The organism is Enterobacter genomosp. O, from assembly GCF_001022965.1.
Taxonomy (GTDB): Bacteria; Pseudomonadota; Gammaproteobacteria; order Enterobacterales; family Enterobacteriaceae; genus Enterobacter; species Enterobacter cloacae_L.
On sequence record NZ_LECZ01000026.1, the window covers coordinates 15,227 to 40,738 of the forward strand.

The following is a 25,512-nucleotide window of genomic DNA, read 5'->3' on the forward strand; positions in this document are numbered from 1 at the left end:
TACAATGGCCATCTCTTTATCTGGACGAGCGATCAATGGCGGACATTACCCTTATCAGCGGCAGCACCCTTGGCGGTGCGGAATACGTAGCGGAACATCTGGCTGAAAAGCTGGAAGATGCGGGCTTTTCCACACAAACCCTGCACGGCCCGTTGCTTGAAGATCTCCCGACTGACGGGGTCTGGCTGCTGATCACCTCCACGCACGGCGCGGGCGATCTGCCGGATAATCTGCAACCTTTATACGACGAACTGCTGGAACAGCAGCCCGACCTGTCAAACGTCCGTTTTGGCGCAGTGGGGATCGGCAGCCGCGAATATGACACTTTTTGCGGGGCAATAGAGAAAGTCGAAGCCGCTGTCACCTCTTGCGGAGCAAAACAGCTGGGTGAAACGCTCAAGATCAACATCCTCGATCATGACATTCCGGAGGATCCGGCCGAGATCTGGGTCGCGGAATGGAAAAATTTACTCAAAAACGATTAAAGATCGCGCGAACGGATGTGGATAACTCTGGTTAAAAGCTCGTATTAACCCGTAGTTATCCAAAGAACAACTGTTGTTTAGTTTTTGCCCTGTGCATAAAGTCGCGATCTGATCCCAGCTTATACTGTCCAGGATCACCGATCATTCACAGCAAACGATCCTTTCTAACCGTATGATCTTCTTTATGAGATCGGACTTATCCACACAGGTTCGCGATCCTAATAAGAGATCACAATAGAACAGATCTCTAAATAAAAAGATCTTCTTTTTAATAGCCCAGGATCCCAATGCTTTCTCGAAAGACTAAAGTTGAGTAGAATCCACGGCCCGGGCTTCAATCCATTTTCATACCGCTTTACGCGAGGCAGACCACCATGTTTTATCAGGATCCTTTTGACGTCATCATCATTGGCGGGGGTCATGCAGGCACTGAGGCCGCAATGGCCGCAGCGCGTATGGGTCAGCAGACCCTGCTTTTGACACACAATATCGACACGCTGGGACAAATGTCCTGTAATCCGGCGATTGGCGGCATTGGGAAAGGACACCTGGTAAAAGAAGTGGATGCACTTGGCGGCCTGATGGCGAAAGCGATCGATCATGCAGGCATCCAGTTTAGGATACTAAACGCGAGTAAAGGGCCTGCTGTTCGTGCGACCCGTGCACAGGCAGACCGCGTGCTTTACCGCCAGGCTGTGCGCACTGCGCTGGAGAACCAGCCGAACCTGATGATCTTCCAGCAGGCTGTTGAAGATCTTATCGTCGAGAACGATCGCGTCGTGGGTGCCGTGACCCAGATGGGTCTCAAGTTCCGCGCAAAAGCAGTTGTGCTGACCGTCGGGACATTCCTGGACGGAAAAATTCATATCGGTCTGGATAACTACAGCGGTGGCCGCGCTGGCGATCCGCCGTCTATTCCACTGTCTCGCCGTCTGCGCGAACTGCCGCTGCGCGTTAGCCGCCTGAAAACAGGCACGCCTCCGCGTATTGATGCGCGCACCATTGATTTCAGCGTGCTGGCGCAACAGCACGGCGATAACCCAATGCCGGTCTTCTCGTTTATGGGCAATGCGGCGCAGCATCCGCAGCAGGTGCCGTGCTACATCACGCACACCAACGAGAAAACCCATGACGTGATCCGCAATAACCTCGATCGTAGCCCAATGTACGCAGGGGTGATCGAAGGGATCGGACCACGCTACTGTCCGTCGATCGAAGACAAAGTTATGCGCTTTGCCGATCGTAACCAGCACCAGATCTTCCTGGAGCCGGAAGGGCTGACGTCCAACGAAATTTACCCGAACGGTATCTCCACCAGCCTGCCGTTCGACGTGCAGATGCAAATAGTTCGCTCAATGCAGGGGATGGAGAATGCGAAAATCGTTCGCCCTGGCTACGCTATTGAGTACGATTTCTTCGATCCGCGTGACCTGAAGCCGACCCTCGAGTGCAAATTCATCCACGGTCTGTTCTTCGCGGGTCAGATTAACGGCACCACCGGTTACGAAGAAGCGGCTGCACAGGGCCTGCTTGCCGGTCTGAACGCCGCACGTTTCTCAGCCGAGAAAGAGGGCTGGGCACCAGGCCGTTCTCAGGCGTATCTGGGCGTGCTGGTTGATGACCTCTGCACCCTGGGGACCAAAGAACCGTACCGCATGTTTACCTCTCGCGCGGAATATCGCCTGATGCTGCGCGAAGATAACGCCGACCTGCGCCTGACCGAAATGGGGCGTGAGCTGGGTCTGGTTGATGACGAGCGCTGGGCGCGCTTCAACGAGAAGCTGGAGCGTATTGAACAGGAACGTCAGCGCCTGAAAACGACATGGGTGAATCCACAGGCGGAAACCGCAGCTGAAGTGAACGCTCACTTGACTGCACCGCTCTCGCGTGAAGCCAGCGGTGAAGATTTGCTGCGTCGTCCTGAAGTTACCTACGAGAATCTGGTGAAACTGAGCGCATTCGCGCCGGGCCTGGAAGACGCTGAAGCGGCAGAGCAGGTTGAGATCCAGGTGAAATACGAAGGCTACATCGCGCGTCAGCAGGATGAGATTGAAAAACAGCAGCGCAACGAAAACACGCTGCTGCCGGAACTGCTGGACTACCGTCAGGTAACGGGCCTTTCCAATGAAGTAATCGCCAAGCTTAACGATCATAAACCGGTGTCGATCGGCCAGGCGTCCCGCATCTCGGGCGTTACCCCAGCGGCGATTTCGATCCTGCTGGTTTGGCTGAAAAAGCAAGGTATGTTGCGCCGCAGCGCGTAATTGACATTGTTTTTGGCGGGTGGCGCTTCGCTGACCCGCCCTACTTATTCGTAGGCCCGGTAAGCGGCAGCGCCATCGGGCGAAAAATCTCTAAACAGGTACCCACCGTGCTCAATAAACTCTCTCGTCTGCTGGATCAGGCAGGTATTTCGCTCACCGATCACCAGAAAAATCAGCTGGTGGCCTATGTCGATATGCTGAACAAATGGAACAAAGCGTACAACCTGACGTCGGTACGCGACCCCAACGAGATGCTGATTCGCCATATTCTCGATAGCATCGTGGTTGCGCCGTATCTGAAAGGTGAGCGTTTTATCGACGTGGGGACGGGCCCTGGTCTGCCGGGCGTTCCGCTGTCGATTGTTCGCCCTGAGAGTCATTTCACGCTGCTGGACAGCCTTGGCAAGCGCGTACGCTTTTTACGTCAGGTGCAGCATGAGCTGAAGCTTGAGAACATCACGCCCGTGCAGAGCAGGGTAGAGGAGTTCCCGGCGGAGCCGCCGTTTGACGGTGTTATCAGCCGCGCGTTTGCTTCACTCAATGATATGGTGAGCTGGTGTAAGCATTTACCCGCAGAGAATGGCCGCTTTTATGCGCTGAAAGGGCAGCTGCCAGGCGATGAAATTGAACAGCTTCCGGACGGTTTTGTTGTTGAATCCATCGAGAAATTAAACATTCCTCAGCTCGATGGGGAACGTCATCTGGTGATAATTAAGCCAAACAATTTTTAAAAATTTAATAAAAAATGTGGAATTTGTGCTGTTCTTACCATGTTAAAAAACAGCACAACTACCGGGGTTTTACCGGTGAGCTTTTAACCTCTTTTTCACTAAGGTTTTTCTTACGGTTAACGTAGCGCCTGTTATTTACCGTGAAGATAGTCATCTGTGAAAATATAAGTCTGCTAAAAGTGGGATGCAGCAACCAGAATGCAATGTTAATTATTTATTAAGAATGTCAATAAAAGGTTTTTATTGTGTACCGGGCTGTTTTGAAAATAGTTACGACGTTTTGCGTTTAATTTCATAAAGATAAAATTATGCGATTTGCGTCTTTGATAAATACAACCTTATCGCAAATGTGTGTTTTGTGATCTCGTGCACGCTTTATCGTCAACGTTTTCGCGCTGTTTGCAGTTTTGGTCGAAGGTTTGCGCTTTCAGCGAAAGTTAAAAAATAGCGGTGGGGAAAAATATTTAAACATTTATTCACCTTTTCGCTACTTAATGTTTGAAATCACGGGTGCGCACCGTATAATTTGACCGCTTTTTGATGCTTGACTCTGAGCCTTAAAGGACGTTTTATACGACACGCGGCATACCTCGAAGGGAGCAGGAGTAAAAACGTGATGTCTGTGTCGCTCTTGAGTAGAAACGTTGCTCGTAAGCTTCTGTTCATTCAGTTTCTGGCTGTGATAGCAAGTGGACTGCTGTTTAGCCTCAAAGACCCCTTCTGGGGCATCTCCGCCGTGTGCGGGGGTTTGGCGGTTGTGCTGCCAAACGTGTTGTTTATGATTTTTGCCTGGCGTCATCAGGCGCATACACCCGCCAAAGGCCGCGTGGCCTGGTCCTTCGCCCTCGGCGAAGTGTGTAAGGTGTTGCTGACCTTTGCTCTACTGGTGATGGCGCTGGCGGTTTTGAAAGTGGTCTTCATGCCGCTGATAGCAACGTGGGTTTTGGTGCTGGTGGTACAAGTTCTGGCTCCAGCTGTAATCAATAACAAAGGGTAAAAGGCATCATGGCTTCAGAAAATATGACGCCGCAGGATTACATAGGTCACCATCTGAATAACCTTCAGCTGGACCTGCGTACATTCTCGCTGGTGGATCCACATAACCCCCCGGCCACCTTCTGGACGATCAACATCGACTCCATGTTCTTCTCGGTGGTTTTGGGTCTTCTGTTCCTGGCCATGTTCCGCGGTGTTGCTAAAAGAGCGACCAGCGGTGTACCAGGGAAATTCCAGACCTTCATCGAAATGATCATCGGCTTCGTCCATGGCAGCGTCAAAGACATGTACCATGGTAAGAGCAAGCTGATTGCTCCGCTGGCCCTGACCGTGTTCGTTTGGGTCTTCCTGATGAACCTGATGGACCTGCTGCCAATCGATCTGCTGCCGTTTATCGGCGAGCACATCTTCGGCCTGCCTGCGCTGCGTGTTGTACCGTCTGCTGACGTGAACATCACCCTGTCGATGGCCCTGGGCGTGTTTATCCTGATTCTTTTCTACAGCATCAAAATGAAAGGCGTAAGCGGCTTTGTGAAAGAGCTTACCTTGCAGCCGTTCAACCACTGGGCGTTTATTCCGGTCAACTTGATCCTGGAAGGCGTTAGCCTGCTGTCCAAACCTGTTTCACTGGGTCTGCGACTGTTCGGCAACATGTATGCGGGTGAGCTGATTTTCATTCTGATCGCGGGTCTTCTGCCGTGGTGGTCACAGTGGATTCTGAATGTGCCATGGGCCATTTTCCACATCCTGATCATTACGCTGCAAGCCTTTATCTTCATGGTTCTGACGATCGTCTATCTGTCGATGGCGTCTGAAGAGCACTGATTTTTTACCAACACTACTACGTTTTAATTGAAACAAACTGGAGACTGTCATGGAAAACCTGAATATGGATCTGCTGTACATGGCTGCCGCTGTGATGATGGGTCTGGCGGCTATCGGTGCTGCGATCGGTATCGGCATCCTCGGGGGCAAATTCCTGGAAGGCGCAGCGCGTCAACCTGATCTGATTCCTCTGCTGCGTACTCAGTTCTTTATCGTTATGGGTCTGGTGGATGCTATCCCAATGATCGCTGTAGGTCTGGGTCTGTACGTGATGTTTGCTGTCGCGTAGTAGTAGTTTTAAAACCCTAAGCCACAGAAATTAAAGAGGTATTGTGCTGTGAACATGAACGCAACAATCCTCGGCCAGGCCATCGCGTTTATTCTCTTTGTCTGGTTCTGCATGAAGTATGTATGGCCGCCTTTAATGGCTGCCATCGAAAAACGTCAGAAAGAAATTGCTGACGGTCTGGCTTCTGCAGAACGCGCTAAGAAAGATTTGGACCTTGCACAGGCCAACGCGACAGACCAGCTGAAAAAAGCGAAAGCGGAAGCTCAGGTTATCATCGAACAGGCTAACAAACGCCGTTCGCAGATCCTGGACGAAGCCAAAGCTGAAGCAGAACAGGAACGTACTAAGATCGTGACACAAGCTCAGGCTGAAATTGATGCCGAGCGTAAACGTGCTCGCGAAGAACTGCGTAAGCAGGTTGCGATTCTGGCTGTTGCTGGCGCCGAGAAGATCATCGAACGTTCCGTGGATGAAGCTGCTAACAGCGACATCGTGGACAAACTTGTCGCTGAACTGTAAGGAGGGAGGGGCTGATGTCTGAATTTGTTACGGTAGCTCGCCCCTACGCCAAAGCAGCTTTTGACTTTGCTGTCGAACACCAAAATGTCGATCGCTGGCAGGATATGCTGGCGTTTGCCGCTGAGGTGACGAAAAACGAACAAATGGCCGAGTTGCTGTCTGGTGCTTTAGCGCCTGATACCCTCGCCGCGTCGTTTATCGCCGTGTGCGGAGAGCAACTGGATGCCAATGGCCAGAACCTGATTAAGGTCATGGCTGAAAATGGTCGTCTCCGTGTGCTCCCGGATGTTCTCGAGCAGTTTGAGCACTTACGTGCGCTGAGTGAAGCTACTGCCGAAGTCGAAGTGACTTCTGCGACTGAACTGAGTAATGAACAGCTTGCGAAAATCACCGCCGCGATGGAAAAACGTCTGTCACGCAAAGTTAAGCTGAATTGCAAAATCGATAAGTCTGTAATGGCAGGCGTAATCATCCGTTCGGGTGATATGGTCATTGATGGTAGCGTACGCGGCCGTCTTGAACGCCTTGCAGACGTCTTGCAGTCTTAAGGGGACTGGAGCATGCAACTGAATTCCACCGAAATCAGCGAACTGATCAAGCAGCGCATTGCTCAGTTCAATGTTGTGAGTGAAGCTCACAACGAAGGTACTATTGTTTCTGTAAGTGACGGTGTTATCCGCATCCACGGCCTGGCCGATTGTATGCAGGGTGAGATGATTTCCCTGCCGGGTAACCGTTACGCTATCGCACTGAACCTGGAGCGCGACTCCGTAGGTGCAGTTGTTATGGGTCCATACGCTGACCTCGCCGAAGGCATGAAGGTTAAGTGTACTGGCCGTATTCTGGAAGTGCCGGTTGGCCGTGGCCTGCTGGGTCGCGTTGTTAACACCCTGGGTGCGCCAATCGACGGTAAAGGTCCGGTTGAGCACGATGGCTTCTCCCCAATCGAAGTTATCGCACCAGGCGTTATCGACCGTCAGTCCGTAGATCAGCCTGTTCAGACAGGTTATAAGTCCGTTGATGCCATGATCCCAATCGGTCGTGGTCAGCGTGAACTGATCATCGGTGACCGTCAGACCGGTAAAACCGCAATGGCTATCGACGCCATCATCAACCAGCGTGACTCCGGTATCAAATGTGTGTACGTGGCCATCGGCCAGAAAGCGTCCACCATTTCTAACGTGGTTCGTAAACTGGAAGAGCACGGTGCACTGTCTAACACCATCGTTGTGGTAGCAACTGCTTCTGAATCTGCTGCACTGCAATACTTGGCACCATACGCAGGTTGCGCAATGGGCGAATACTTCCGTGACCGCGGTGAAGATGCGCTGATCGTATACGATGACCTGTCTAAACAGGCTGTTGCTTATCGTCAGGTTTCCCTGCTGCTCCGTCGTCCACCTGGACGTGAAGCGTTCCCTGGCGACGTATTCTACCTCCACTCTCGTCTGCTGGAGCGTGCTTCCCGCGTTAACGCGGAATACGTCGAGAACTTCACCAAAGGTGAAGTGAAGGGTAAAACGGGCTCTCTGACCGCTCTGCCGATCATTGAAACCCAGGCGGGTGACGTTTCTGCGTTCGTTCCGACCAACGTAATCTCCATTACCGATGGTCAGATCTTCCTGGAAACCAACCTGTTTAACTCCGGTATTCGTCCGGCAGTTAACCCAGGTATCTCCGTATCCCGTGTTGGTGGTGCTGCTCAGACCAAGATCATCAAGAAACTGTCCGGTGGTATCCGTACCGCGCTGGCACAGTATCGTGAACTGGCTGCGTTCTCTCAGTTCGCATCCGATCTGGACGAAGCAACCCGTAAACAGCTGAGCCACGGTCAGAAAGTGACCGAGCTGCTGAAGCAGAAACAGTACGCTCCAATGTCTGTTGCTCAGCAGGGCCTGGTGCTGTTCGCGGCTGAACGCGGTTACCTCGAAGATGTGGAACTGGCGAAAATCGGTAGCTTCGAAGCCGCTCTGCTGGCTTACGTCGACCGTGATCACGCTCCGCTGATGCAAGAGATCAACCAGACCGGTGGCTATAACGACGAAATCGAAGGCAAGCTGAAAGCTATCCTCGATTCCTTCAAAGCAACCCAATCCTGGTAATCGTCCGGCGGCTTGTCTCAGGACAAGCCGCCTGGCATTGAGGAGAAGCTCATGGCCGGCGCAAAAGAGATACGTAGTAAGATCGCAAGCGTCCAGAACACGCAAAAGATCACTAAAGCGATGGAGATGGTCGCCGCTTCCAAAATGCGTAAATCGCAGGATCGCATGGCGGCCAGCCGTCCTTATGCAGAAACCATGCGCAAAGTGATTGGTCACCTTGCGAACGGTAATCTGGAATATAAGCACCCTTACCTGGAAGAACGCGACGTTAAGCGCGTGGGCTACCTGGTGGTGTCGACCGACCGTGGTCTGTGTGGCGGCTTGAACATTAACCTGTTCAAAAAACTGCTGGCGGATATGAAAGCATGGTCCGAGAAAGGCGTTCAGTGCGATATCGCAATGATCGGCTCTAAGGGCGTGTCTTTCTTTAACTCCGTGGGTGGCAACATTGTCGCTCAGGTGACCGGTATGGGTGATAACCCGTCCCTGTCCGAACTGATCGGCCCGGTTAAAGTGATGTTGCAGGCTTATGATGAAGGCCGTCTGGACAGACTGTACGTTGTCAGCAACAAATTCATTAACACCATGTCTCAGGTTCCAACGCTCACTCAGATGCTGCCGTTACCGGCATCAGAAGATGACGAGCTGAAACAAAAAGCCTGGGATTACCTGTATGAACCCGATCCGAAACCGCTGCTGGATACCCTGCTGCGTCGTTACGTTGAATCACAGGTTTATCAGGGCGTTGTAGAAAACCTGGCCAGCGAGCAGGCCGCACGAATGGTGGCGATGAAAGCCGCGACCGATAATGGCGGCAGCCTGATTAAAGAGCTGCAGTTGGTTTACAACAAAGCTCGTCAGGCCAGCATTACTCAGGAACTCACCGAGATCGTCTCGGGGGCCGCCGCGGTTTAACCAGGTTTACGAATTACGTAGAGGATTCAAGATGGCTACTGGAAAGATTGTCCAGGTAATCGGCGCCGTGGTGGACGTCGAGTTCCCTCAGGACGCCGTACCACGCGTGTACGACGCGCTTGAGGTACAGAATGGTAACGAGAGCCTGGTGCTGGAAGTTCAGCAGCAGCTCGGCGGCGGTATCGTGCGTACCATCGCGATGGGTTCTTCCGACGGTCTGCGTCGTGGTCTGGAAGTAAAAGACCTTGAGCACCCGATCGAAGTCCCGGTAGGTAAAGCAACACTGGGTCGTATCATGAACGTATTGGGTCAACCAATCGACATGAAAGGCGACATCGGTGAAGAAGAGCGTTGGGCTATCCACCGCGCAGCACCTTCCTACGAAGAGCTGTCCAGCTCTCAGGAACTGCTGGAAACCGGTATCAAAGTTATCGACCTGATGTGTCCGTTTGCGAAGGGCGGTAAAGTTGGTCTGTTCGGTGGTGCGGGCGTAGGTAAAACCGTAAACATGATGGAGCTGATCCGTAACATCGCGATCGAGCACTCCGGTTACTCCGTGTTTGCGGGCGTGGGTGAACGTACTCGTGAGGGTAACGACTTCTACCACGAAATGACTGACTCCAACGTTCTGGACAAAGTATCCCTGGTTTACGGTCAGATGAACGAGCCACCAGGAAACCGTCTGCGCGTTGCGCTGACCGGCCTGACCATGGCTGAGAAGTTCCGTGATGAAGGCCGTGACGTTCTGCTGTTCGTCGATAACATCTACCGTTACACCCTGGCCGGTACTGAAGTATCAGCACTGCTGGGTCGTATGCCTTCAGCGGTAGGTTACCAGCCTACGCTGGCGGAAGAGATGGGTGTTCTTCAGGAACGTATCACCTCTACCAAAACCGGTTCTATCACCTCCGTTCAGGCGGTATACGTACCTGCGGATGACTTGACTGACCCATCACCAGCCACCACCTTTGCGCACTTAGATGCAACCGTGGTACTGAGCCGTCAGATCGCGTCTCTGGGTATCTACCCGGCCGTTGACCCGCTGGACTCCACCAGCCGTCAGCTGGATCCACTGGTTGTTGGTCAGGAACACTACGACACCGCGCGTGGCGTACAGTCCCTGCTGCAGCGTTACCAGGAACTGAAAGACATCATCGCCATCCTGGGTATGGATGAACTGTCTGAAGAAGACAAACTGGTGGTAGCACGTGCGCGTAAGATCCAGCGCTTCCTGTCCCAGCCGTTCTTCGTTGCGGAAGTATTCACCGGTTCTCCGGGCAAATACGTTTCCCTGAAAGACACCATCCGTGGCTTTAAAGGCATCATGGAAGGCGAATACGATCACCTGCCAGAGCAGGCGTTCTACATGGTTGGTTCCATCGACGAAGCCGTGGAAAAAGCCAAAAAACTTTAACGCCTTAATCGGAGGGTGATATGGCAATGACTTACCACCTGGACGTCGTCAGCGCAGAGCAACAAATGTTCTCTGGTCTGGTCGAGAAAATCCAGGTAACGGGTAGTGAAGGTGAACTGGGTATTTTCCCGGGTCACGCACCGCTGCTCACCGCCATTAAGCCTGGTATGATCCGCATCGTTAAACAGTTCGGTCACGAAGAGTTTATCTATCTGTCCGGCGGCATTCTTGAAGTGCAGCCTGGCAGTGTGACCGTTCTGGCCGATACCGCTATTCGTGGCCAGGATCTCGACGAAGCGCGAGCCCTGGAATCGAAGCGTAAGGCTGAAGAGCACATTAGTAGCTCTCATGGTGACGTGGATTACGCTCAGGCGTCTGCGGAACTGGCCAAAGCGATCGCGAAACTGCGCGTTATCGAGTTGACCAAAAAAGCGATGTAACACCGGCTTGAAAAGCACAAAAGCCAGTCTGGTTCCCAGGCTGGCTTTTTTTTTGATCCTTAATTCATGATGAAAAAGATGTAGAATTTTAAGCATCAAACGTTTTTACTTCTCACTCAAATTACAGTCAGGACGCGTATGTTGAACAATACGATGAGCGTGGTCATCCTTGCCGCTGGTAAAGGCACCCGCATGTATTCCGATCTTCCTAAGGTGCTGCACACCCTGGCAGGAAAGCCGATGGTGCAGCATGTCATTGATGCCGCTAATGAACTGGGCGCCCGTCAGGTACATCTGGTTTACGGCCACGGCGGCGATCTGCTTAAAAAGACGCTGAGTGATGACAACCTCAACTGGGTGCTTCAGGCAGAACAACTGGGTACCGGACATGCGATGCAGCAGGCTGCCCCGTTCTTTGCCGATGACGAAGACATTCTGATGCTCTACGGCGACGTCCCGCTGATTTCCGTGGAAACGCTGACTCGCCTGCGTGAAGCCAAGCCGCAGGGCGGCATCGGCTTGTTAACCGTTGTGCTGGACGATCCGAGTGGGTATGGCCGCATTACGCGTGAAAACGGCAAGGTAACCGGGATTGTTGAGCATAAAGATGCCAGCGATGAACAGCGTCAGATTCCGGAGATCAACACCGGTATCCTGATTGCCAACGGCGCAGACATGAAGCGCTGGCTGTCGAAGCTCAACAACAACAACGCGCAGGGTGAATACTACATCACCGACATCATTGCGATGGCGCATCACGAAGGTCGTGAAATTGCCGCCGTTCATCCGGCGCGCATCAGCGAAACGGACGGCGTCAATAACCGTCTGCAGCTCTCCCGTCTTGAGCGCATTTACCAGTCCGAGCAAGCAGAAAAACTGCTGCTGGCGGGCGTGATGCTGCGCGATCCGGCACGTTTCGATCTGCGCGGCACCTTGTCGCACGGGCGTGACGTTGAGATTGATACTAACGTTATCGTTGAAGGCAACGTCACGCTGGGCAACCGCGTCAAAATTGGCACCGGCTGCGTGATTAAAAACAGCGTTATCGGTGACGATTGCGAAATCAGCCCATACAGCGTGGTCGAAGATGCCCGCCTGGACGCGGCGTGTACCATCGGCCCGTTTGCGCGTTTACGCCCGGGTGCCGAGCTGCTGGAAGGCGCTCACGTGGGCAACTTCGTTGAGATGAAAAAAGCGCGTCTGGGTAAAGGTTCCAAAGCGGGCCATTTAACCTATCTGGGCGATGCGGAAATTGGCGACAACGTGAATATTGGTGCAGGGACCATTACCTGTAACTATGACGGCGCGAATAAGTTTAAAACCATCATCGGTGATGATGTGTTCGTCGGTTCCGATACCCAGCTGGTGGCGCCTGTTACCGTGGGTAATGGGGTGACTATTGCCGCCGGAACAACCGTTACGCGCGATGTGGCCGAGAACGAGCTGGTGTTAAGCCGTGTGCCGCAGATAAATAAGCAGGGCTGGAAACGCCCGGCGAAGAAAAAGTAACGGATTTACCCCTCACCCTAACCCTCTCCCCAAAGGGTGAGGGGATCGTTCGGTGCGGTGTTTTTCTCCCTCGCCCCTTTGGGGAGAGGGCCGGGGTGAGGGGATAATATAATCCTCCCCCCACAAGCAGTACCCATAAAAATAACCCCACTCTCTACAAGGCTCGGGGTGCCCGGAAAGGGCAAATACAGGTCAGCGACAACGCAGGCATCATGCCTAAATTCGGAATCTAAAACTATGTGTGGAATTGTTGGCGCAGTTGCGCAGCGTGATATTGCTGAAATCCTTCTCGAAGGTTTACGTCGTCTGGAATACCGTGGTTACGACTCTGCCGGTCTGGCTGTCGTCGATGCAGAAGGTCATATGACCCGTCTGCGCCGTCTCGGTAAAGTGCAGATGCTGGCTCAGGCCGCGGAAGAACATCCGCTGCACGGTGGTACCGGTATTGCGCACACCCGCTGGGCGACGCACGGCGAACCGTCTGAAGGCAACGCGCACCCGCATGTGTCTGAACACATCGTGGTGGTGCATAACGGCATTATCGAAAACCACGAACCGCTGCGCGAAGAACTGAAAGCGCGCGGCTATACCTTCGTCTCTGAAACCGACACCGAAGTGATTGCTCACCTGGTTCACTGGGAGCTGGAGCAGGGCGGCACGCTGCGTGAAGCAGTGCTGCGCGCTATCCCTCAGCTGCGCGGTGCGTACGGTACGGTGATCATGGACTCACGCGATCCGTCCACGCTGCTGGCCGCACGTTCCGGTAGTCCAATGGTTATCGGTCTGGGCATGGGTGAAAACTTTATCGCCTCTGACCAGCTGGCGCTCCTGCCGGTGACCCGTCGCTTTATCTTCCTGGAAGAGGGTGATATCGCGGAAGTGACTCGCCGCAGCGTGACCGTATTCGATACCAAAGGCGAGCAGGTTAAACGCCAGGAGATCGAATCTAACCTGCAGTACGACGCGGGCGACAAAGGCGCTTACCGTCATTACATGCAGAAAGAGATTTACGAGCAGCCAAACGCCATCAAAAACACCCTCACCGGGCGCATCAGCCACGGCGAGGTTGACCTCAGCGAGCTGGGTGCAAACGCGAACGAACTGCTCGGCAAGGTTGAGCATATTCAGATCGTGGCCTGCGGCACCTCCTACAACTCCGGTATGGTCTCTCGCTACTGGTTTGAATCCCTGGCGGGCGTGCCGTGCGACGTGGAAATCGCGTCTGAATTCCGCTATCGCAAATCCGCGGTGCGTCGTAACAGCCTGATGATCACCCTTTCCCAGTCTGGTGAAACGGCGGATACCCTGGCCGCGCTGCGTCTCTCGAAAGAGCTGGGTTACCTGGGTTCTCTGGCCATCTGTAACGTCCCGGGCTCCTCGCTGGTGCGTGAATCCGATCTGGCGCTGATGACCAAAGCGGGCACCGAAATCGGCGTGGCCTCCACCAAAGCGTTTACCACTCAGCTGACCGTACTGCTGATGCTGGTGGCGAAGCTGGCGCGTCTGAAAGGTGAAGACGCCTCTGTTGAGCATGACATCGTTCATGGTCTGCAGGCGCTGCCGAGCCGTATTGAGCAGATGCTGTCTCAGGACAAACGCATTGAAGCGCTGGCGGAAGATTTCTCCGACAAGCATCACGCCCTGTTCCTGGGCCGTGGCGATCAGTATCCGATTGCGCTGGAAGGCGCGCTGAAGCTGAAAGAGATCTCATACATTCACGCAGAAGCCTATGCGGCAGGCGAGCTGAAACACGGCCCGCTGGCGCTGATTGACGCCGATATGCCGGTCATCGTTGTGGCTCCTAACAACGAACTGCTGGAGAAACTGAAATCTAACATCGAAGAAGTGCGCGCCCGCGGTGGTGTTCTGTACGTCTTCGCCGATAAAGATGCCGGTTTTGTCAGCAACGACAACATGCACATCATTGAGATGCCGCATGTGGAAGAGGTGATTGCGCCAATCTTCTACACCGTTCCGCTGCAGTTGCTGGCCTATCACGTGGCGCTGATCAAAGGCACCGACGTTGACCAGCCGCGTAACCTGGCGAAGTCTGTCACCGTAGAATAATCCCTTCAGGCTCCACCTTCGGGTGGAGCTTTTTTACCCCGCCCGGTTTGTTTTTAATCAATTCCTTCACGTTTTTATTGATGACAATTTGTCATCTTCAGCTATTTTTTCAGTGTCACATAAAGAAAATATTTCTGAAAACGCCCTGTCATAAAACTGGCTAAGCCGATGAAAGTTAAGCATTGTTTTGCGAGTTTTTAAGTTAAATTTTCACTGTCATAAAACTGTCATAATTCGTACATTTATCTGTCACCTGTTTGTCCTATTTTGCTCATCGTAGCCACTAAACAACGATTTACGAAAATCTTGCAGGAGACATTATGAAAGTTATGCGTACCACTGTCGCAACTGTTGTCGCCGCGACCTTATCTCTGAGCGCGTTCTCTGTTTTTGCAGAAGCAAGCCTGACTGGCGCTGGTGCAACCTTCCCTGCGCCGGTGTATGCCAAATGGGCGGATACCTACCAGAAAGAAACCGGTAACAAGGTTAACTATCAGGGTATCGGCTCCTCCGGTGGCGTTAAACAAATTACCGCGAACACGGTTGATTTCGGCGCATCCGACGCTCCGCTGTCTGATGACAAACTGGCTCAGGAAGGCCTGTTCCAGTTCCCTACCGTGATCGGTGGTGTGGTTCTGGCCATCAACCTGCCGGGCGTGAAGTCGGGCGAGCTGGTGCTGGACGGCAAAACCCTGGGTGACATCTACCTGGGTAAAATCAAAAAATGGGATGACGAAGCGATCGCTAAACTCAACCCAGGCCTGAAGCTGCCTTCTCAGAACATCGCTGTGGTTCGCCGCGCGGATGGTTCCGGTACCTCTTTCGTGTTCACCAGCTACCTGGCGAAAGTGAACGAAGAGTGGAAATCTAAAGTCGGTTCCGGCTCTACCGTTAACTGGCCAACCGGTCTGGGCGGTAAAGGTAACGACGGTATCGCTGCGTTCGTACAGCGTCTGCCGGGCTCAATTGGCTACGTAGAGTATGCGTACGCTAAGCAGAACAACCTGTCCTACACCAAACTGGTTTCAGCCGATGGCAAACCGGTTAGCCCGACCGAAGAAAACTTTGCTAACGCCGCGAAAGGCGCTGACTGGAGCAAATCCTTCGCGCAGGACCTGACTAACCAGAAAGGCGAAGGTGCATGGCCAATCACCTCTACCACCTTCATTCTGGTTCACAAAGAGCAGAAGAAACCTGAGCAGGGCGCTGAAGTGCTGAAGTTCTTCGACTGGGCGTACAAAAACGGCGGCAAACAGGCTAACGCCCTGGATTACGCCACCCTGCCGGACAACGTGGTTGAGCAGATTCGCGCTGCATGGAAAACCAACGTGAAAGACAGCAGCGGTAAAGCGCTGTACTAACAGGATATTTTTGACGAAGATGGCGGGTGGCGCTGACGCTTACCCGCCCTACGGTTCATCCTGTAGGCCCGGTAAGCGCCAGCGCCACCGGGCATATTCGTAAGACGTCTCATAAAGAAGAGTAATTTATGGCTGCAACCAAGCCTGCATTTAACCCTCCGGGTAAAAAAGGTGACATGATTTTCAGCGCGCTGGTAAAACTGGCTGCGCTGATTGTGCTATTGCTGCTGGGCGGCATTATCGTGTCTCTGATTTTCTCCTCCTGGCCGAGCATCCAGAAATTCGGTTTCTCCTTCCTGTGGACCAAAGAGTGGGATGCGCCGAACGATATCTACGGTGCGCTGGTGCCGATTTACGGCACGTTGGTTACCTCGTTTATCGCCCTGCTGATTGCGGTTCCGGTAAGCTTTGGTATTGCCCTGTTCCTGACGGAGCTGGCGCCGGGCTGGCTGCGTCGTCCGCTGGGGATCGCCATCGAACTGCTGGCGGCTATTCCGAGTATCGTATACGGCATGTGGGGTCTGTTTATCTTTGCACCGCTGTTCGCAACGTACTTCCAGGTGCCGGTGGGTAACGTTCTTTCCGCCATTCCGTTTGTGGGTGCCCTGTTCTCTGGCCCGGCGTTCGGTATCGGTATTCTGGCGGCAGGTGTGATCCTCGCCATCATGATTATTCCGTACATTGCGGCGGTTATGCGCGATGTCTTCGAACAAACGCCGGTGATGATGAAAGAGTCGGCCTATGGCATCGGCTGCACCACCTGGGAAGTTATCTGGCGCATTGTCCTTCCGTTCACCAAAAATGGGGTGATCGGGGGCGTGATGCTGGGATTAGGCCGTGCGCTGGGTGAAACCATGGCGGTGACCTTTATTATCGGCAACACCTATCAGCTCGACAGCGCATCGCTCTACATGCCGGGTAACAGTATTACCTCTGCGCTGGCGAACGAATTTGCGGAAGCGGAATCGGGTCTGCACGTCGCGGCACTGATGGAGCTGGGGCTGATTCTGTTCGTTATCACCTTCATCGTTCTGGCAATTTCCAAGCTGATGATTATGCGCCTCGCTAAAAATGAGGGGGCACGCTAATGGCAACTCTCGAAATGCAAGCTACCGCTGAGCTGGCGGAGTCCCGCCGCAAAATGCAGGCCAGACGCCGCATAAAAAACCGCATTGCGCTGACGCTCTCAATGGCGACGATGGCGTTCGGTCTGTTCTGGCTGGTCTGGATCCTGTTCTCAACCGTCGTGCGCGGGATTGACGGGATGTCGCTGGCGCTGTTCACCGAAATGACCCCGCCGCCGAATACAGCGGGTGGTGGCCTGGCGAATGCCCTGGCGGGCAGCGGGTTGCTGATCCTGTGGGCGACGGTCTTCGGTACGCCGCTGGGCATCATGGCGGGTATCTACCTGGCGGAATACGGTCGTAAATCCTGGCTGGCGGAAGTTATTCGTTTCATCAACGACATTCTGCTCTCAGCCCCGTCTATCGTAGTAGGTCTGTTTGTTTACACCGTGGTGGTGGCGCAAATGGAACACTTCTCCGGCTGGGCGGGTGTGATTGCACTTGCGCTGCTGCAGGTGCCGATCGTTATTCGTACCACCGAGAACATGCTGAAACTGGTGCCGGACAGCCTGCGTGAAGCGGCTTACGCGCTGGGTACGCCGAAGTGGAAGATGATCTCTGCGATTACGCTCAAAGCGTCCATCTCCGGGATCATGACCGGTATCCTGCTGGCGGTTGCGCGTATCGCAGGCGAAACGGCGCCGCTGCTGTTTACGTCCCTCTCCAACCAGTTCTGGAGCACGGACATGATGCAGCCGATCGCCAACCTGCCGGTAACGATCTTTAAGTTTGCGATGAGCCCATTCGCGGAATGGCAGCAGCTGGCCTGGGCCGGGGTGCTGATCATTACCCTTTGCGTACTGTTGCTGAACATTCTGGCGCGCGTCATTTTCGCGAAGAAGAAACACGGTTAATTTTTTACGGCGCGGCAGCTCGCGGCGCCGAATGAGGAAATGAGTCAATGAGTATGGTTGATACTGCCCCGGGTAAGATTCAGGTTCGTGATTTGAACTTCTACTACGGCAAATTCCATGCCCTGAAGAACATCAACCTGGATATTGCGAAGAACCAGGTCACGGCGTTTATCGGTCCATCCGGCTGTGGAAAATCCACGCTGCTGCGTACCTTTAACAAAATGTATTCGCTCTATCCGGAGCAGCGTGCTGAAGGTGAAATCATCCTGGACGGCGAAAACATTCTGACCCAGGCCCAGGATATCGCCCTGCTGCGTGCCAAAGTAGGTATGGTGTTCCAGAAACCGACGCCGTTCCCGATGTCCATTTATGACAACATCGCGTTTGGCGTGCGCCTGTTTGAAAAGCTCTCCCGTGCCGATATGGACGAGCGCGTGCAGTGGGCGTTGACCAAGGCCGCATTATGGAACGAAACCAAAGATAAGTTACACCAGAGCGGGTACTCTCTATCCGGTGGTCAGCAGCAGCGTCTGTGCATTGCGCGCGGTATTGCCATTCGCCCGGAAGTGTTGCTGCTGGATGAGCCGTGTTCAGCGCTGGACCCTATTTCAACCGGTCGTATTGAAGAACTGATCACCGAGCTGAAGCAGGATTACACCGTGGTTATCGTGACCCATAACATGCAGCAGGCTGCGCGTTGTTCCGATCACACGGCGTTTATGTACCTGGGTGAATTGATTGAGTTCAGTAACACGGACGATCTGTTCACTAAGCCCGCGAAGAAACAAACCGAAGATTATATTACTGGCCGCTACGGTTGATTTGCCTTAGTGCATGTGGAGAAACCATGGACAACCTCAATCTTAATAAACACATTTCCGGCCAGTTCAACGCAGAGCTGGAAAGCATTCGCACCCAGGTGATGACCATGGGCGGCATGGTCGAGCAGCAGCTTTCTGATGCGATTACGGCAATGCACAACCAGGACAGCGAGCTGGCGAAGCGCGTCATTGAAGGCGACAAAAACGTCAACATGATGGAAGTGGCTATCGACGAAGCCTGCGTACGCATTATCGCGAAACGTCAGCCGACGGCGAGCGACCTGCGTCTGGTGATGGCAATCATTAAAACCATCGCCGAGCTGGAACGTATTGGTGACGTTGCGGATAAAATCTGCCGCACTGCGCTGGAGAAGTTCTCTCAGCAGCATCAGCCGCTGCTGGTGAGCCTCGAGTCGCTGGGCCGTCACACCGTGCAGATGCTGCACGACGTGCTGGATGCCTTTGCGCGTATGGATCTTGACGAAGCGGTGCGTATCTACCGTGAAGACAAGAAGGTCGACCAGGAGTATGAAGGCATCGTGCGCCAGCTGATGACCTACATGATGGAAGATTCACGTACCATCCCAAGCGTACTGACGGCCCTGTTCTGCGCGCGCTCTATCGAGCGTATCGGTGACCGCTGCCAGAACATTTGCGAATACATTTTTTACTTCGTGAAAGGTCAGGACTTCCGTCACGTGGGCGGCGACGAGCTGGACAAGCTGCTGGCGGGTAAAGATCCGAAAGAGTGATTTTTACCCTCCCCCTAACCCTCTCCCTATGGGAGAGGGAACCACTCGGTTTTCTCTCCCATAGGGAGAAGGCCGGGGTGAGGGGAAAACTCAGCGAGTAATATCCCACCCGCGCGCCTTCCACAGTTGCGGCAGCTGTGCCAGATCGGTAAACGTCGTCACTTTAGGATGTTCGATCGGCTTGTTGTGCGGATCGGCGCAGAAGTAAAACACCTCCATCCCCGCATCAATCCCAGACTGCGCGCCCGCAGACGAGTCGTCCACCAGAATGCAGTTTTCTACATTAACGTTCATCGCTTTTGCCGCATGGAACATCAGCGCCGGGTCGGGCTTCCAGCGCTGGATATCGTAGCCGCTGAACAGCTTTTCCGGGAAATGGTGCAACATCCCGAGCTTGCCCAGCGAATGCTGCATTTTGCTGACCGGGCCGTTAGAGACCACGCAGATGGGCACCGTCATCGCATCCAGCAACGCGTTAGCCCCGGCGATAACTTCCAGCTCGGAGTCGAACAGGCGTGCGACCTCGGCGCGGTATACCGGTTCCAGATCGGCTTTCGCCAGATCCACACCGTGTTCCTGGTTAATGATGTCGATGATCTCGTATAGCTTCACGCCCTTAAAGCGTTTAAACACCTCTTCGAGTTCCAGCGTAATGCCAAATTCCTGGAACATGGTGACATACGCGCGGGAACAAATGACCTCACTGTCGACCAGCGTTCCGTCGCAGTCGAAAAATACCGCTTCAATTCCGGACATGCCTTTCCCTTTTAACAAGTTTAACGTTTACGTACGGCAGTTTAACGAGACGCAATCGTTGCCGTATAAGCAAAATCAATGAAAAAAGTATCTCATAACCGCCACTATTGTCGCATTTTGGTATAGGATAGCGACGAATTTTCCCTCCTTGTTCGGAAATTGATGATGAGTCAACAACACACTACCCAGACATCTGGTCAGGGTCTGCTTGAGCGAGTGTTTAAGCTGCGCGAGCACGGCACAACGGCACGCACCGAAGTGATCGCCGGTTTCACCACCTTCCTGACGATGGTCTATATCGTTTTTGTTAACCCACAAATTCTGGGCGTTGCTGGCATGGATACCAGCGCCGTCTTCGTGACCACCTGTCTGATTGCCGCCCTTGGCAGCATCCTGATGGGCGTGTTCGCTAACCTGCCGGTTGCGCTGGCACCGGCAATGGGTCTGAATGCGTTCTTCGCGTTCGTGGTCGTTCAGGCGATGGGCCTGCCGTGGCAGGTTGGCATGGGCGCGATCTTCTGGGGCGCAGTTGGTCTGCTGCTGCTGACCATTTTCCGCGTGCGTTACTGGATGATTGCGAACATTCCTGTCAGCTTGCGCGTGGGCATCACCAGCGGTATTGGTCTGTTCATCGGTATGATGGGGCTGAAAAACGCCGGTGTCATCGTGGCGAACCCGGATACGCTGGTGAGCATCGGTCACCTGACCTCTCATAACGTGCTGCTGGGCGTGCTGGGCTTCTTTATCATCGCGATCCTGGCTTCCCGCAATATCCATGCGGCGGTGCTGGTGTCTATCGTGGTCACCACGCTGCTGGGCTGGATGCTGGGCGACGTTCACTATAACGGTATCGTCTCTGCGCCGCCGAGCGTCTCTACCGTCATTGGCCACGTCGATCTGGCCGGTTCCCTGAACCTGGGCCTGGCGGGCGTGATTTTCTCCTTCATGCTGGTCAATCTGTTTGACTCCTCCGGTACGCTGATTGGCGTAACCGACAAAGCGGGTCTGGCAGATGAGAAAGGGAAATTCCCTCGCATGAAGCAGGCGCTGTTTGTGGACAGTATTTCCTCTGTGACTGGTGCTTTTATCGGGACCTCGTCTGTTACCGCTTACATTGAATCCTCTTCCGGGGTTTCCGTGGGCGGACGCACCGGTCTGACGGCGGTGGTGGTGGGGATTCTGTTCCTGCTGGTGATCTTCCTCTCTCCGCTGGCGGGCATGGTTCCACCGTATGCGGCTGCGGGCGCGCTGATCTACGTGGGGGTGCTGATGACCTCCAGCCTGTCGCGCGTGAAGTGGGATGATTTAACCGAAGCGGTGCCGGCGTTTATTACCGCCGTGATGATGCCGTTCAGCTTCTCGATTACCGAAGGTATCGCGCTGGGCTTTATCTCCTACTGCGTAATGAAGATTGGCACCGGTCGCTTCCGCGACCTCAGCCCGTGCGTCATCATTGTGGCGCTGCTGTTTGTGCTGAAGATTGTGTTCATCGACGCCAAATAAACAGCAAGCCCTTTTCGAAGAAAAGGGCTTTAGTGTTTGTACCCTCTCCCCGTGGGAGAGGGCCAGGGTGAGGGCATCAGCCCGCACTTCACCTTACGCCTTCACCCGCTTAATATAATCCCCAAACGCCGTCAGCTGGCCAGAGAGATGGTCGCGCGTGCTCTGATCCACCACTTCACCCGTTTGCGGGTCGACCTTGTTCTGAATCACTCCGCCCATAAATTCCGGCTTGTTCATCACCATCGCATCCAGGAATACCAGGATCTGGCGCAGGTGATACTGACAGCGTGCGCCACCAATGGCCCCCATTGAACTGGTCTGTATCAGCACCGGTTTGCCCGAGAGCGGCTGCTCCGGTAAACGCGACAGCCAGTCAATGGCGTTTTTCAGGCCACCCGGAACCGAGTAGTTATACTCCGGCGTGACGATGACCACGCCGTCGGCCTGGCGAATCTGCTCTGCCAGGGCCTCAACGCTCTGCGGGAAACCCTCTTCCTGCTGCACGTCTGCATCATAGAGCGGAATATCGCCAATAGACGGCAGGGCGCTAATTTCCATACCTGCCGGTGCCAGCTGAGGCAGCGTGCGGGCAACCATCCCGTTAAATGAACCTTTGCGCAGGCTTCCCAGTAACGTAACTACTTTCAACGTATCAGACATGATTACTCCTGTTTCATCATGATGACCCTGATCGGATCAGCTAAGGGTATATGCTTTTTCTGCCGGTAAACTGGTTAAACGCATCAGGCGTGCGGCGGGCTCGTTGGCGCGCTCGGGCACATCAGGAAGGCTACGCCATCCCTGTTGACTGTCAAATTCCCAGATTTTCATGCGTTCGATGGCGGGGGTCACCGCAATGGACCAAATGAGCACATCCTCTGCGTCACTGAGCGCCTCTACCAGCGTGGCTTTGGCGGCACGCAGGCGTCCGGAGCCTGGCAGCAGCTGCAGCAGACTGGCGTCGTCTGACGCGCAGCCGCAGAGCTTGCGAATGCTCTGGCGCAGGGTGATGAGCTGGGTTCTGGCCTCGATGGGATCGTTCTGGTTGCGCACCCACAGCTGTTCATTGCTTGAGAGCGGGTAGTCATCGTGCGGGTTTGCACCGTGGAAGCCCCGCGTCGCGCGCTGAAGTTCCATATCCAGCCCGCAATCCCCTTCGGTGGCCAGCGCGACGCCAATGATATTGCCCGTGTAGGCAATGGAAAATCGCGGGAGCTCCGGGTCGGCAAAGACCGGGCGGCCTTCTGGTTGGGTAATGATGTCCGGCAGTTCGGTGGTGCCGTACAGCATAAACAGCAGTTCCGCGAGAAGCGCCCGGGACGCTAAAAAGCGCGTCCTGCGGTGTTCCGGGAGAGTGAGTGCTTCACTGTGGCAGGATGAAGATAGTCTGGCCGATACGAGACGTCCTTCTGTAAGTATCCCTCTTGCAAAGTGCGTAGCCATTGTTCGCTCCTTGATAATGGTCGTAATCGGTTAAACGGTTACATGATTATCGCTTAACTTGACTCCTGTTTTAATCAGTAAATGGGAGTAAGAGAAGCCTTAGGACCGAACTTTACATTTTCTTAGGCAAAAATTGGATCGTTCGCACCGTACAGCGCCTTGATGGTCTCCCGCAACCAGAGGATTTTCGGATTATGGCTGTTCCGTTTATGCCAGATTAGCGTGAAGGGAACGGTGAGCTTTTCAGCCTGCGCTTCGTCAATGGGAATGGGCAGCGCGATTAGCTTCCGCTGGTGGAGTTGATTGTAGTGGTGGCAGTAGTGCGGAGCCGTGGCGATATAGTTATGCCCGGGCTGCGCTGCCATAAACATCGACTGCTCAAAGCCCGGCACGCACATGGCAATGTTTCTCTCTCGACCCATCTCCTTTAGCACTTCGTCCAGCGCCCAGGTGTCGCTGCGTTCCCAGAAGATACTGATATGCGGATAGCGCAGGAAGGTTTCGAGGTTCCATTCATCCTGAAGCGCGGGGTGATCCTCACGCAGATACACGCACGGACGGTCGCTGAACAGGATCTCGTAGTCGATAAACCACGGCAACAGCTTCAGCAGCTCGCGAGAACGCGGATGCGTTTCGCGTCCGGTAAAGCCCAGATCCACCTCTCCACGCGTAATAGCGTCCAGCGAGTCGTAATCCCAGTGGCGCATCTTCACCGTAGCCTGTGGATAGCGCTGATTCACCTGCTCCAGCAGGGCATTAAAGCGGATCAGCATCAGCGGCGTTTCGGCGGCCAGCACGAACGTCAGCCCGCCGGGGGAGTCATGGTGGAATTTATCGAGGATCTGGTTGCCGATTTGCATCCAGTCGGCCAGATCCTGCTCCAGGCTTACCGTCAGCGGCGTCGGCAGCAACCCTAACGGCGTTTTGACAAACAGCGGGTCGTCGAACCAGTCACGCAGTTTAGCCAGCGATTTACTCACTGCCGACGGTGTCACGTTCATCCGCTTCGCCGCTTTGGTGACGCTGCGCTCCTGCAGCAAAAGCTGCAGGCAAAGCAACAGGTTAAGATCGAGACTGCTGATGGGCTTCTTCATAATGCGCCGCGGGCTGAATGGCCATAAGTAAGATGATGCAGAGCATGCTACAGCCAATCAGAATCCCGATCAGCATATTGAGGGCGTTAAGTCCGATAACTGCCGCCAGCCATATCCACAGGGACGAGCCGCAGACCTGCGCGATACCCAGCGCCGAGCTTGCCACGCCTGCCCGTAGCGAGAACGGACCGAGCGCCTGACTCATCGCTACGCCAAAGCCAACCGAGAACCCGGCGCAAATGAGGGTAATCCCCACCAGCATTACCGCATGTGAGCTGGTGGTCGCCAGGATAACGCCTGCGGTGAGGAATAAAACCTGTGAGGTCAGCATCAGCGTGCGCTGGCTGAAAATATTTAGCGCAAACGGTGTAGAGAACGAGACTGCCATACTGACCATTGCGGTTAACGCCATCACGGTAGAATACTCGCCGCGGTCGAAGCCCATGGTCTCCATTAGTAAAACCGGGGAAACGTTTACATAGGTCAGGATCACCGCCACGCTTAACGTCGTCACGGCCAGGCGGCTGAGGAAGAAGCGGTTAAGCAGCTTCTCGGCCGGGTGAATCGTTGGGGTATGAGCGGTATTCTGCGAGCCGGGGTGGGTCTCTTTCAGCACGGCGATCGAAAGGACAAATACCAGCGCGCCCATGGCCGCCATGGTCCAGAACAGGCTCTGCCACGGGAATTTCAGCATGATCAGATAGCCCACGACCGGAGCCAGCACCGGGATGATGCAGGTAATGCCGTTCAGCATCGACAGCACCTTAGCGCGACGCTGGGCGCTTAAGGTATCGCGCAAAATCGCAAAGGCGACGACGTAGCAACCGCCCGCGCCAGTCCCCTGGATAAACCGTCCTGCCAGGAACAGAGTGCTGTTCTCTGCCTGCGAGCAGAGAAGGGATGCCAGGGCAAAAATGATGGCACCCGTTATGGCGACAGGCTGACGGCCTGCCTTGTCCGCTATTTTTCCGGCAAAAACCATCGACGATGCCATCCCCGCGAGGTAGGCCGAAAACGCAATGTGCAGCTGCGCTTCGCTGGCACCCAGATCGCGGGCGATGTGCGGTAATCCCACCAGATACATATCAATGCCTGATGGATAAAGCAGAACCAGCGCAAAACTACAAAACAGAAAACGAGCCATAAATCCCCCATAGATGCAGGCAAGCAGGATAGGGGGTGACGAGGGATTAGGCGAGTTGCCATTTGGACAATGGTGATTTCCTGAGAGGAAATCACCATTAATCA

Annotated in this window: 25 protein-coding genes; 20 read left to right on the top strand and 5 right to left on the bottom strand. The window is 54.1% G+C overall.

The genetic code is table 11. The features are described 5' to 3' along the window. Positions 1-35 precede the first annotated feature (35 nt). The 19 genes from mioC (at position 36) to phoU (ending at position 19,468) form a co-directional block, all read left to right on the top strand. Entirely contained in the window at positions 36-485 is a 450-nt protein-coding gene (gene mioC, locus ABR39_RS13855) for an FMN-binding protein MioC (protein WP_047347408.1), read from the top strand. A 374-nt stretch (positions 486-859) separates the two neighbouring features. Further along, positions 860-2,749, top strand: coding sequence for a tRNA uridine-5-carboxymethylaminomethyl(34) synthesis enzyme MnmG (gene mnmG / locus ABR39_RS13860; protein ID WP_047347409.1), 1,890 nt, complete (start codon positions 860-862; stop codon positions 2,747-2,749). A gap of 107 nt (positions 2,750-2,856) precedes the next feature. Next, complete coding sequence (gene rsmG, locus ABR39_RS13865) at positions 2,857-3,480, top strand: 16S rRNA (guanine(527)-N(7))-methyltransferase RsmG (protein WP_047348154.1); 624 nt, start codon at positions 2,857-2,859, stop codon at positions 3,478-3,480. Between the two features lie 616 nt (positions 3,481-4,096). Beyond that, complete coding sequence (gene atpI, locus ABR39_RS13870) at positions 4,097-4,477, top strand: F0F1 ATP synthase subunit I (RefSeq protein WP_008500194.1); 381 nt, start codon at positions 4,097-4,099, stop codon at positions 4,475-4,477. Positions 4,478-4,485: 8 nt separating this feature from the next. Beyond that, the gene (gene atpB, locus ABR39_RS13875; RefSeq protein WP_023309789.1) at positions 4,486-5,301 is read left to right on the top strand and encodes a F0F1 ATP synthase subunit A; all 816 of its coding nucleotides are present in this window, start codon (positions 4,486-4,488) and stop codon (positions 5,299-5,301) included. Between the two features lie 49 nt (positions 5,302-5,350). Further along, positions 5,351-5,590 (top strand): F0F1 ATP synthase subunit C, encoded by a 240-nt coding sequence (gene atpE / locus ABR39_RS13880; RefSeq protein ID WP_000429386.1) that lies wholly within the window; start codon positions 5,351-5,353, stop codon positions 5,588-5,590. A gap of 48 nt (positions 5,591-5,638) precedes the next feature. Next, positions 5,639-6,109 (top strand): F0F1 ATP synthase subunit B, encoded by a 471-nt coding sequence (gene atpF / locus ABR39_RS13885; protein ID WP_014072436.1) that lies wholly within the window; start codon positions 5,639-5,641, stop codon positions 6,107-6,109. Positions 6,110-6,123: 14 nt separating this feature from the next. Continuing rightward, complete coding sequence (gene atpH, locus ABR39_RS13890; RefSeq protein ID WP_047347410.1) at positions 6,124-6,657, top strand: F0F1 ATP synthase subunit delta; 534 nt, start codon at positions 6,124-6,126, stop codon at positions 6,655-6,657. Between the two features lie 12 nt (positions 6,658-6,669). Continuing rightward, the gene (gene atpA, locus ABR39_RS13895; protein WP_003862367.1) at positions 6,670-8,211 is read left to right on the top strand and encodes a F0F1 ATP synthase subunit alpha; all 1,542 of its coding nucleotides are present in this window, start codon (positions 6,670-6,672) and stop codon (positions 8,209-8,211) included. A gap of 51 nt (positions 8,212-8,262) precedes the next feature. Beyond that, positions 8,263-9,126, top strand: coding sequence for a F0F1 ATP synthase subunit gamma (atpG, locus tag ABR39_RS13900; protein ID WP_008500191.1), 864 nt, complete (start codon positions 8,263-8,265; stop codon positions 9,124-9,126). A gap of 31 nt (positions 9,127-9,157) precedes the next feature. After that, complete coding sequence (gene atpD / locus ABR39_RS13905; RefSeq protein WP_006177559.1) at positions 9,158-10,540, top strand: F0F1 ATP synthase subunit beta; 1,383 nt, start codon at positions 9,158-9,160, stop codon at positions 10,538-10,540. Positions 10,541-10,560: 20 nt separating this feature from the next. Next, the gene (locus tag ABR39_RS13910) at positions 10,561-10,980 is read left to right on the top strand and encodes a F0F1 ATP synthase subunit epsilon (RefSeq protein ID WP_006177560.1); all 420 of its coding nucleotides are present in this window, start codon (positions 10,561-10,563) and stop codon (positions 10,978-10,980) included. A 138-nt stretch (positions 10,981-11,118) separates the two neighbouring features. Then, positions 11,119-12,489, top strand: coding sequence for a bifunctional UDP-N-acetylglucosamine diphosphorylase/glucosamine-1-phosphate N-acetyltransferase GlmU (gene glmU / locus ABR39_RS13915; protein ID WP_047347411.1), 1,371 nt, complete (start codon positions 11,119-11,121; stop codon positions 12,487-12,489). 237 nt (positions 12,490-12,726) lie between these two features. Next, a complete protein-coding gene (gene glmS / locus ABR39_RS13920) occupies positions 12,727-14,556 on the top strand; it encodes a glutamine--fructose-6-phosphate transaminase (isomerizing) (protein WP_047347412.1) in 1,830 nt (609 codons plus the stop codon). Between the two features lie 320 nt (positions 14,557-14,876). Then, positions 14,877-15,917 carry a phosphate ABC transporter substrate-binding protein PstS gene (gene pstS, locus ABR39_RS13925; protein ID WP_008500186.1) on the top strand — a complete coding sequence of 347 codons (1,041 nt, stop codon included), beginning with the start codon at positions 14,877-14,879 and terminating at the stop codon, positions 15,915-15,917. Between the two features lie 128 nt (positions 15,918-16,045). Further along, entirely contained in the window at positions 16,046-17,005 is a 960-nt protein-coding gene (pstC, locus tag ABR39_RS13930; RefSeq protein WP_047347413.1) for a phosphate ABC transporter permease PstC, read from the top strand. Next, complete coding sequence (pstA, locus tag ABR39_RS13935) at positions 17,005-17,895, top strand: phosphate ABC transporter permease PstA (protein ID WP_047347414.1); 891 nt, start codon at positions 17,005-17,007, stop codon at positions 17,893-17,895. The genes pstC and pstA overlap by 1 nt, the downstream gene beginning before the upstream one ends. Positions 17,896-17,942: 47 nt before the next feature. Continuing rightward, positions 17,943-18,716, top strand: coding sequence for a phosphate ABC transporter ATP-binding protein PstB (gene pstB / locus ABR39_RS13940; RefSeq protein ID WP_008500183.1), 774 nt, complete (start codon positions 17,943-17,945; stop codon positions 18,714-18,716). A gap of 26 nt (positions 18,717-18,742) precedes the next feature. Continuing rightward, positions 18,743-19,468, top strand: coding sequence for a phosphate signaling complex protein PhoU (phoU, locus tag ABR39_RS13945; RefSeq protein WP_008500182.1), 726 nt, complete (start codon positions 18,743-18,745; stop codon positions 19,466-19,468). 90 nt (positions 19,469-19,558) lie between these two features. Here phoU and yieH read toward each other — a convergent pair whose 3' ends face one another. Further along, positions 19,559-20,224, bottom strand: coding sequence for a 6-phosphogluconate phosphatase (yieH, locus tag ABR39_RS13950; protein WP_047347415.1), 666 nt, complete (start codon positions 20,222-20,224; stop codon positions 19,559-19,561). A 165-nt stretch (positions 20,225-20,389) separates the two neighbouring features. Here yieH and adeP point away from each other — a divergent pair, with 165 nt between their 5' ends. After that, positions 20,390-21,727, top strand: coding sequence for an adenine permease AdeP (adeP, locus tag ABR39_RS13955; protein ID WP_165587288.1), 1,338 nt, complete (start codon positions 20,390-20,392; stop codon positions 21,725-21,727). A gap of 93 nt (positions 21,728-21,820) precedes the next feature. Here the strand turns inward: adeP and ABR39_RS13960 are convergent, their stop codons facing one another. The 4 genes from ABR39_RS13960 to ABR39_RS13975 form a co-directional block, all read right to left on the bottom strand. After that, on the bottom strand, positions 21,821-22,387 hold the full coding sequence (locus ABR39_RS13960; RefSeq protein ID WP_014833835.1) for an NADPH-dependent FMN reductase: 567 nt from the start codon (positions 22,385-22,387) through the stop codon (positions 21,821-21,823). Positions 22,388-22,423: 36 nt separating this feature from the next. Then, positions 22,424-23,170 carry a 4'-phosphopantetheinyl transferase family protein gene (locus ABR39_RS13965; RefSeq protein ID WP_047347417.1) on the bottom strand — a complete coding sequence of 249 codons (747 nt, stop codon included), beginning with the start codon at positions 23,168-23,170 and terminating at the stop codon, positions 22,424-22,426. 122 nt (positions 23,171-23,292) lie between these two features. Then, positions 23,293-24,264 (bottom strand): HTH-type transcriptional regulator YidZ, encoded by a 972-nt coding sequence (gene yidZ / locus ABR39_RS13970; RefSeq protein WP_047347418.1) that lies wholly within the window; start codon positions 24,262-24,264, stop codon positions 23,293-23,295. Beyond that, positions 24,233-25,408 carry an MFS transporter gene (locus ABR39_RS13975; protein WP_047347419.1) on the bottom strand — a complete coding sequence of 392 codons (1,176 nt, stop codon included), beginning with the start codon at positions 25,406-25,408 and terminating at the stop codon, positions 24,233-24,235. The genes yidZ and ABR39_RS13975 overlap by 32 nt, the downstream gene beginning before the upstream one ends. Between the last annotated feature and the right edge of the window lie 104 nt (positions 25,409-25,512).

Excerpts from the sequence above, each read along its gene's own strand:
- mioC (WP_047347408.1), top strand. The coding sequence starts at position 36 with ATGGCGGACATTACCCTTATCAGCGGCAGCACCCTTGGCGGTGCGGAA.
- mnmG (WP_047347409.1), top strand. The coding sequence starts at position 860 with ATGTTTTATCAGGATCCTTTTGACGTCATCATCATTGGCGGGGGTCAT.
- atpI (WP_008500194.1), top strand. The coding sequence starts at position 4,097 with ATGTCTGTGTCGCTCTTGAGTAGAAACGTTGCTCGTAAGCTTCTGTTC.
- atpB (WP_023309789.1), top strand. The coding sequence starts at position 4,486 with ATGGCTTCAGAAAATATGACGCCGCAGGATTACATAGGTCACCATCTG.
- atpE (WP_000429386.1), top strand. The coding sequence starts at position 5,351 with ATGGAAAACCTGAATATGGATCTGCTGTACATGGCTGCCGCTGTGATG.
- atpH (WP_047347410.1), top strand. The coding sequence starts at position 6,124 with ATGTCTGAATTTGTTACGGTAGCTCGCCCCTACGCCAAAGCAGCTTTT.
- atpA (WP_003862367.1), top strand. The coding sequence starts at position 6,670 with ATGCAACTGAATTCCACCGAAATCAGCGAACTGATCAAGCAGCGCATT.
- atpG (WP_008500191.1), top strand. The coding sequence starts at position 8,263 with ATGGCCGGCGCAAAAGAGATACGTAGTAAGATCGCAAGCGTCCAGAAC.
- atpD (WP_006177559.1), top strand. The coding sequence starts at position 9,158 with ATGGCTACTGGAAAGATTGTCCAGGTAATCGGCGCCGTGGTGGACGTC.
- ABR39_RS13910 (WP_006177560.1), top strand. The coding sequence starts at position 10,561 with ATGGCAATGACTTACCACCTGGACGTCGTCAGCGCAGAGCAACAAATG.
- glmU (WP_047347411.1), top strand. The coding sequence starts at position 11,119 with ATGTTGAACAATACGATGAGCGTGGTCATCCTTGCCGCTGGTAAAGGC.
- glmS (WP_047347412.1), top strand. The coding sequence starts at position 12,727 with ATGTGTGGAATTGTTGGCGCAGTTGCGCAGCGTGATATTGCTGAAATC.
- pstS (WP_008500186.1), top strand. The coding sequence starts at position 14,877 with ATGAAAGTTATGCGTACCACTGTCGCAACTGTTGTCGCCGCGACCTTA.
- pstC (WP_047347413.1), top strand. The coding sequence starts at position 16,046 with ATGGCTGCAACCAAGCCTGCATTTAACCCTCCGGGTAAAAAAGGTGAC.
- pstA (WP_047347414.1), top strand. The coding sequence starts at position 17,005 with ATGGCAACTCTCGAAATGCAAGCTACCGCTGAGCTGGCGGAGTCCCGC.
- pstB (WP_008500183.1), top strand. The coding sequence starts at position 17,943 with ATGAGTATGGTTGATACTGCCCCGGGTAAGATTCAGGTTCGTGATTTG.
- phoU (WP_008500182.1), top strand. The coding sequence starts at position 18,743 with ATGGACAACCTCAATCTTAATAAACACATTTCCGGCCAGTTCAACGCA.
- yieH (WP_047347415.1), bottom strand. The coding sequence starts at position 20,224 with ATGTCCGGAATTGAAGCGGTATTTTTCGACTGCGACGGAACGCTGGTC.
- adeP (WP_165587288.1), top strand. The coding sequence starts at position 20,390 with ATGAGTCAACAACACACTACCCAGACATCTGGTCAGGGTCTGCTTGAG.
- ABR39_RS13960 (WP_014833835.1), bottom strand. The coding sequence starts at position 22,387 with ATGTCTGATACGTTGAAAGTAGTTACGTTACTGGGAAGCCTGCGCAAA.
- ABR39_RS13965 (WP_047347417.1), bottom strand. The coding sequence starts at position 23,170 with ATGGCTACGCACTTTGCAAGAGGGATACTTACAGAAGGACGTCTCGTA.
- yidZ (WP_047347418.1), bottom strand. The coding sequence starts at position 24,264 with ATGAAGAAGCCCATCAGCAGTCTCGATCTTAACCTGTTGCTTTGCCTG.
- ABR39_RS13975 (WP_047347419.1), bottom strand. The coding sequence starts at position 25,408 with ATGGCTCGTTTTCTGTTTTGTAGTTTTGCGCTGGTTCTGCTTTATCCA.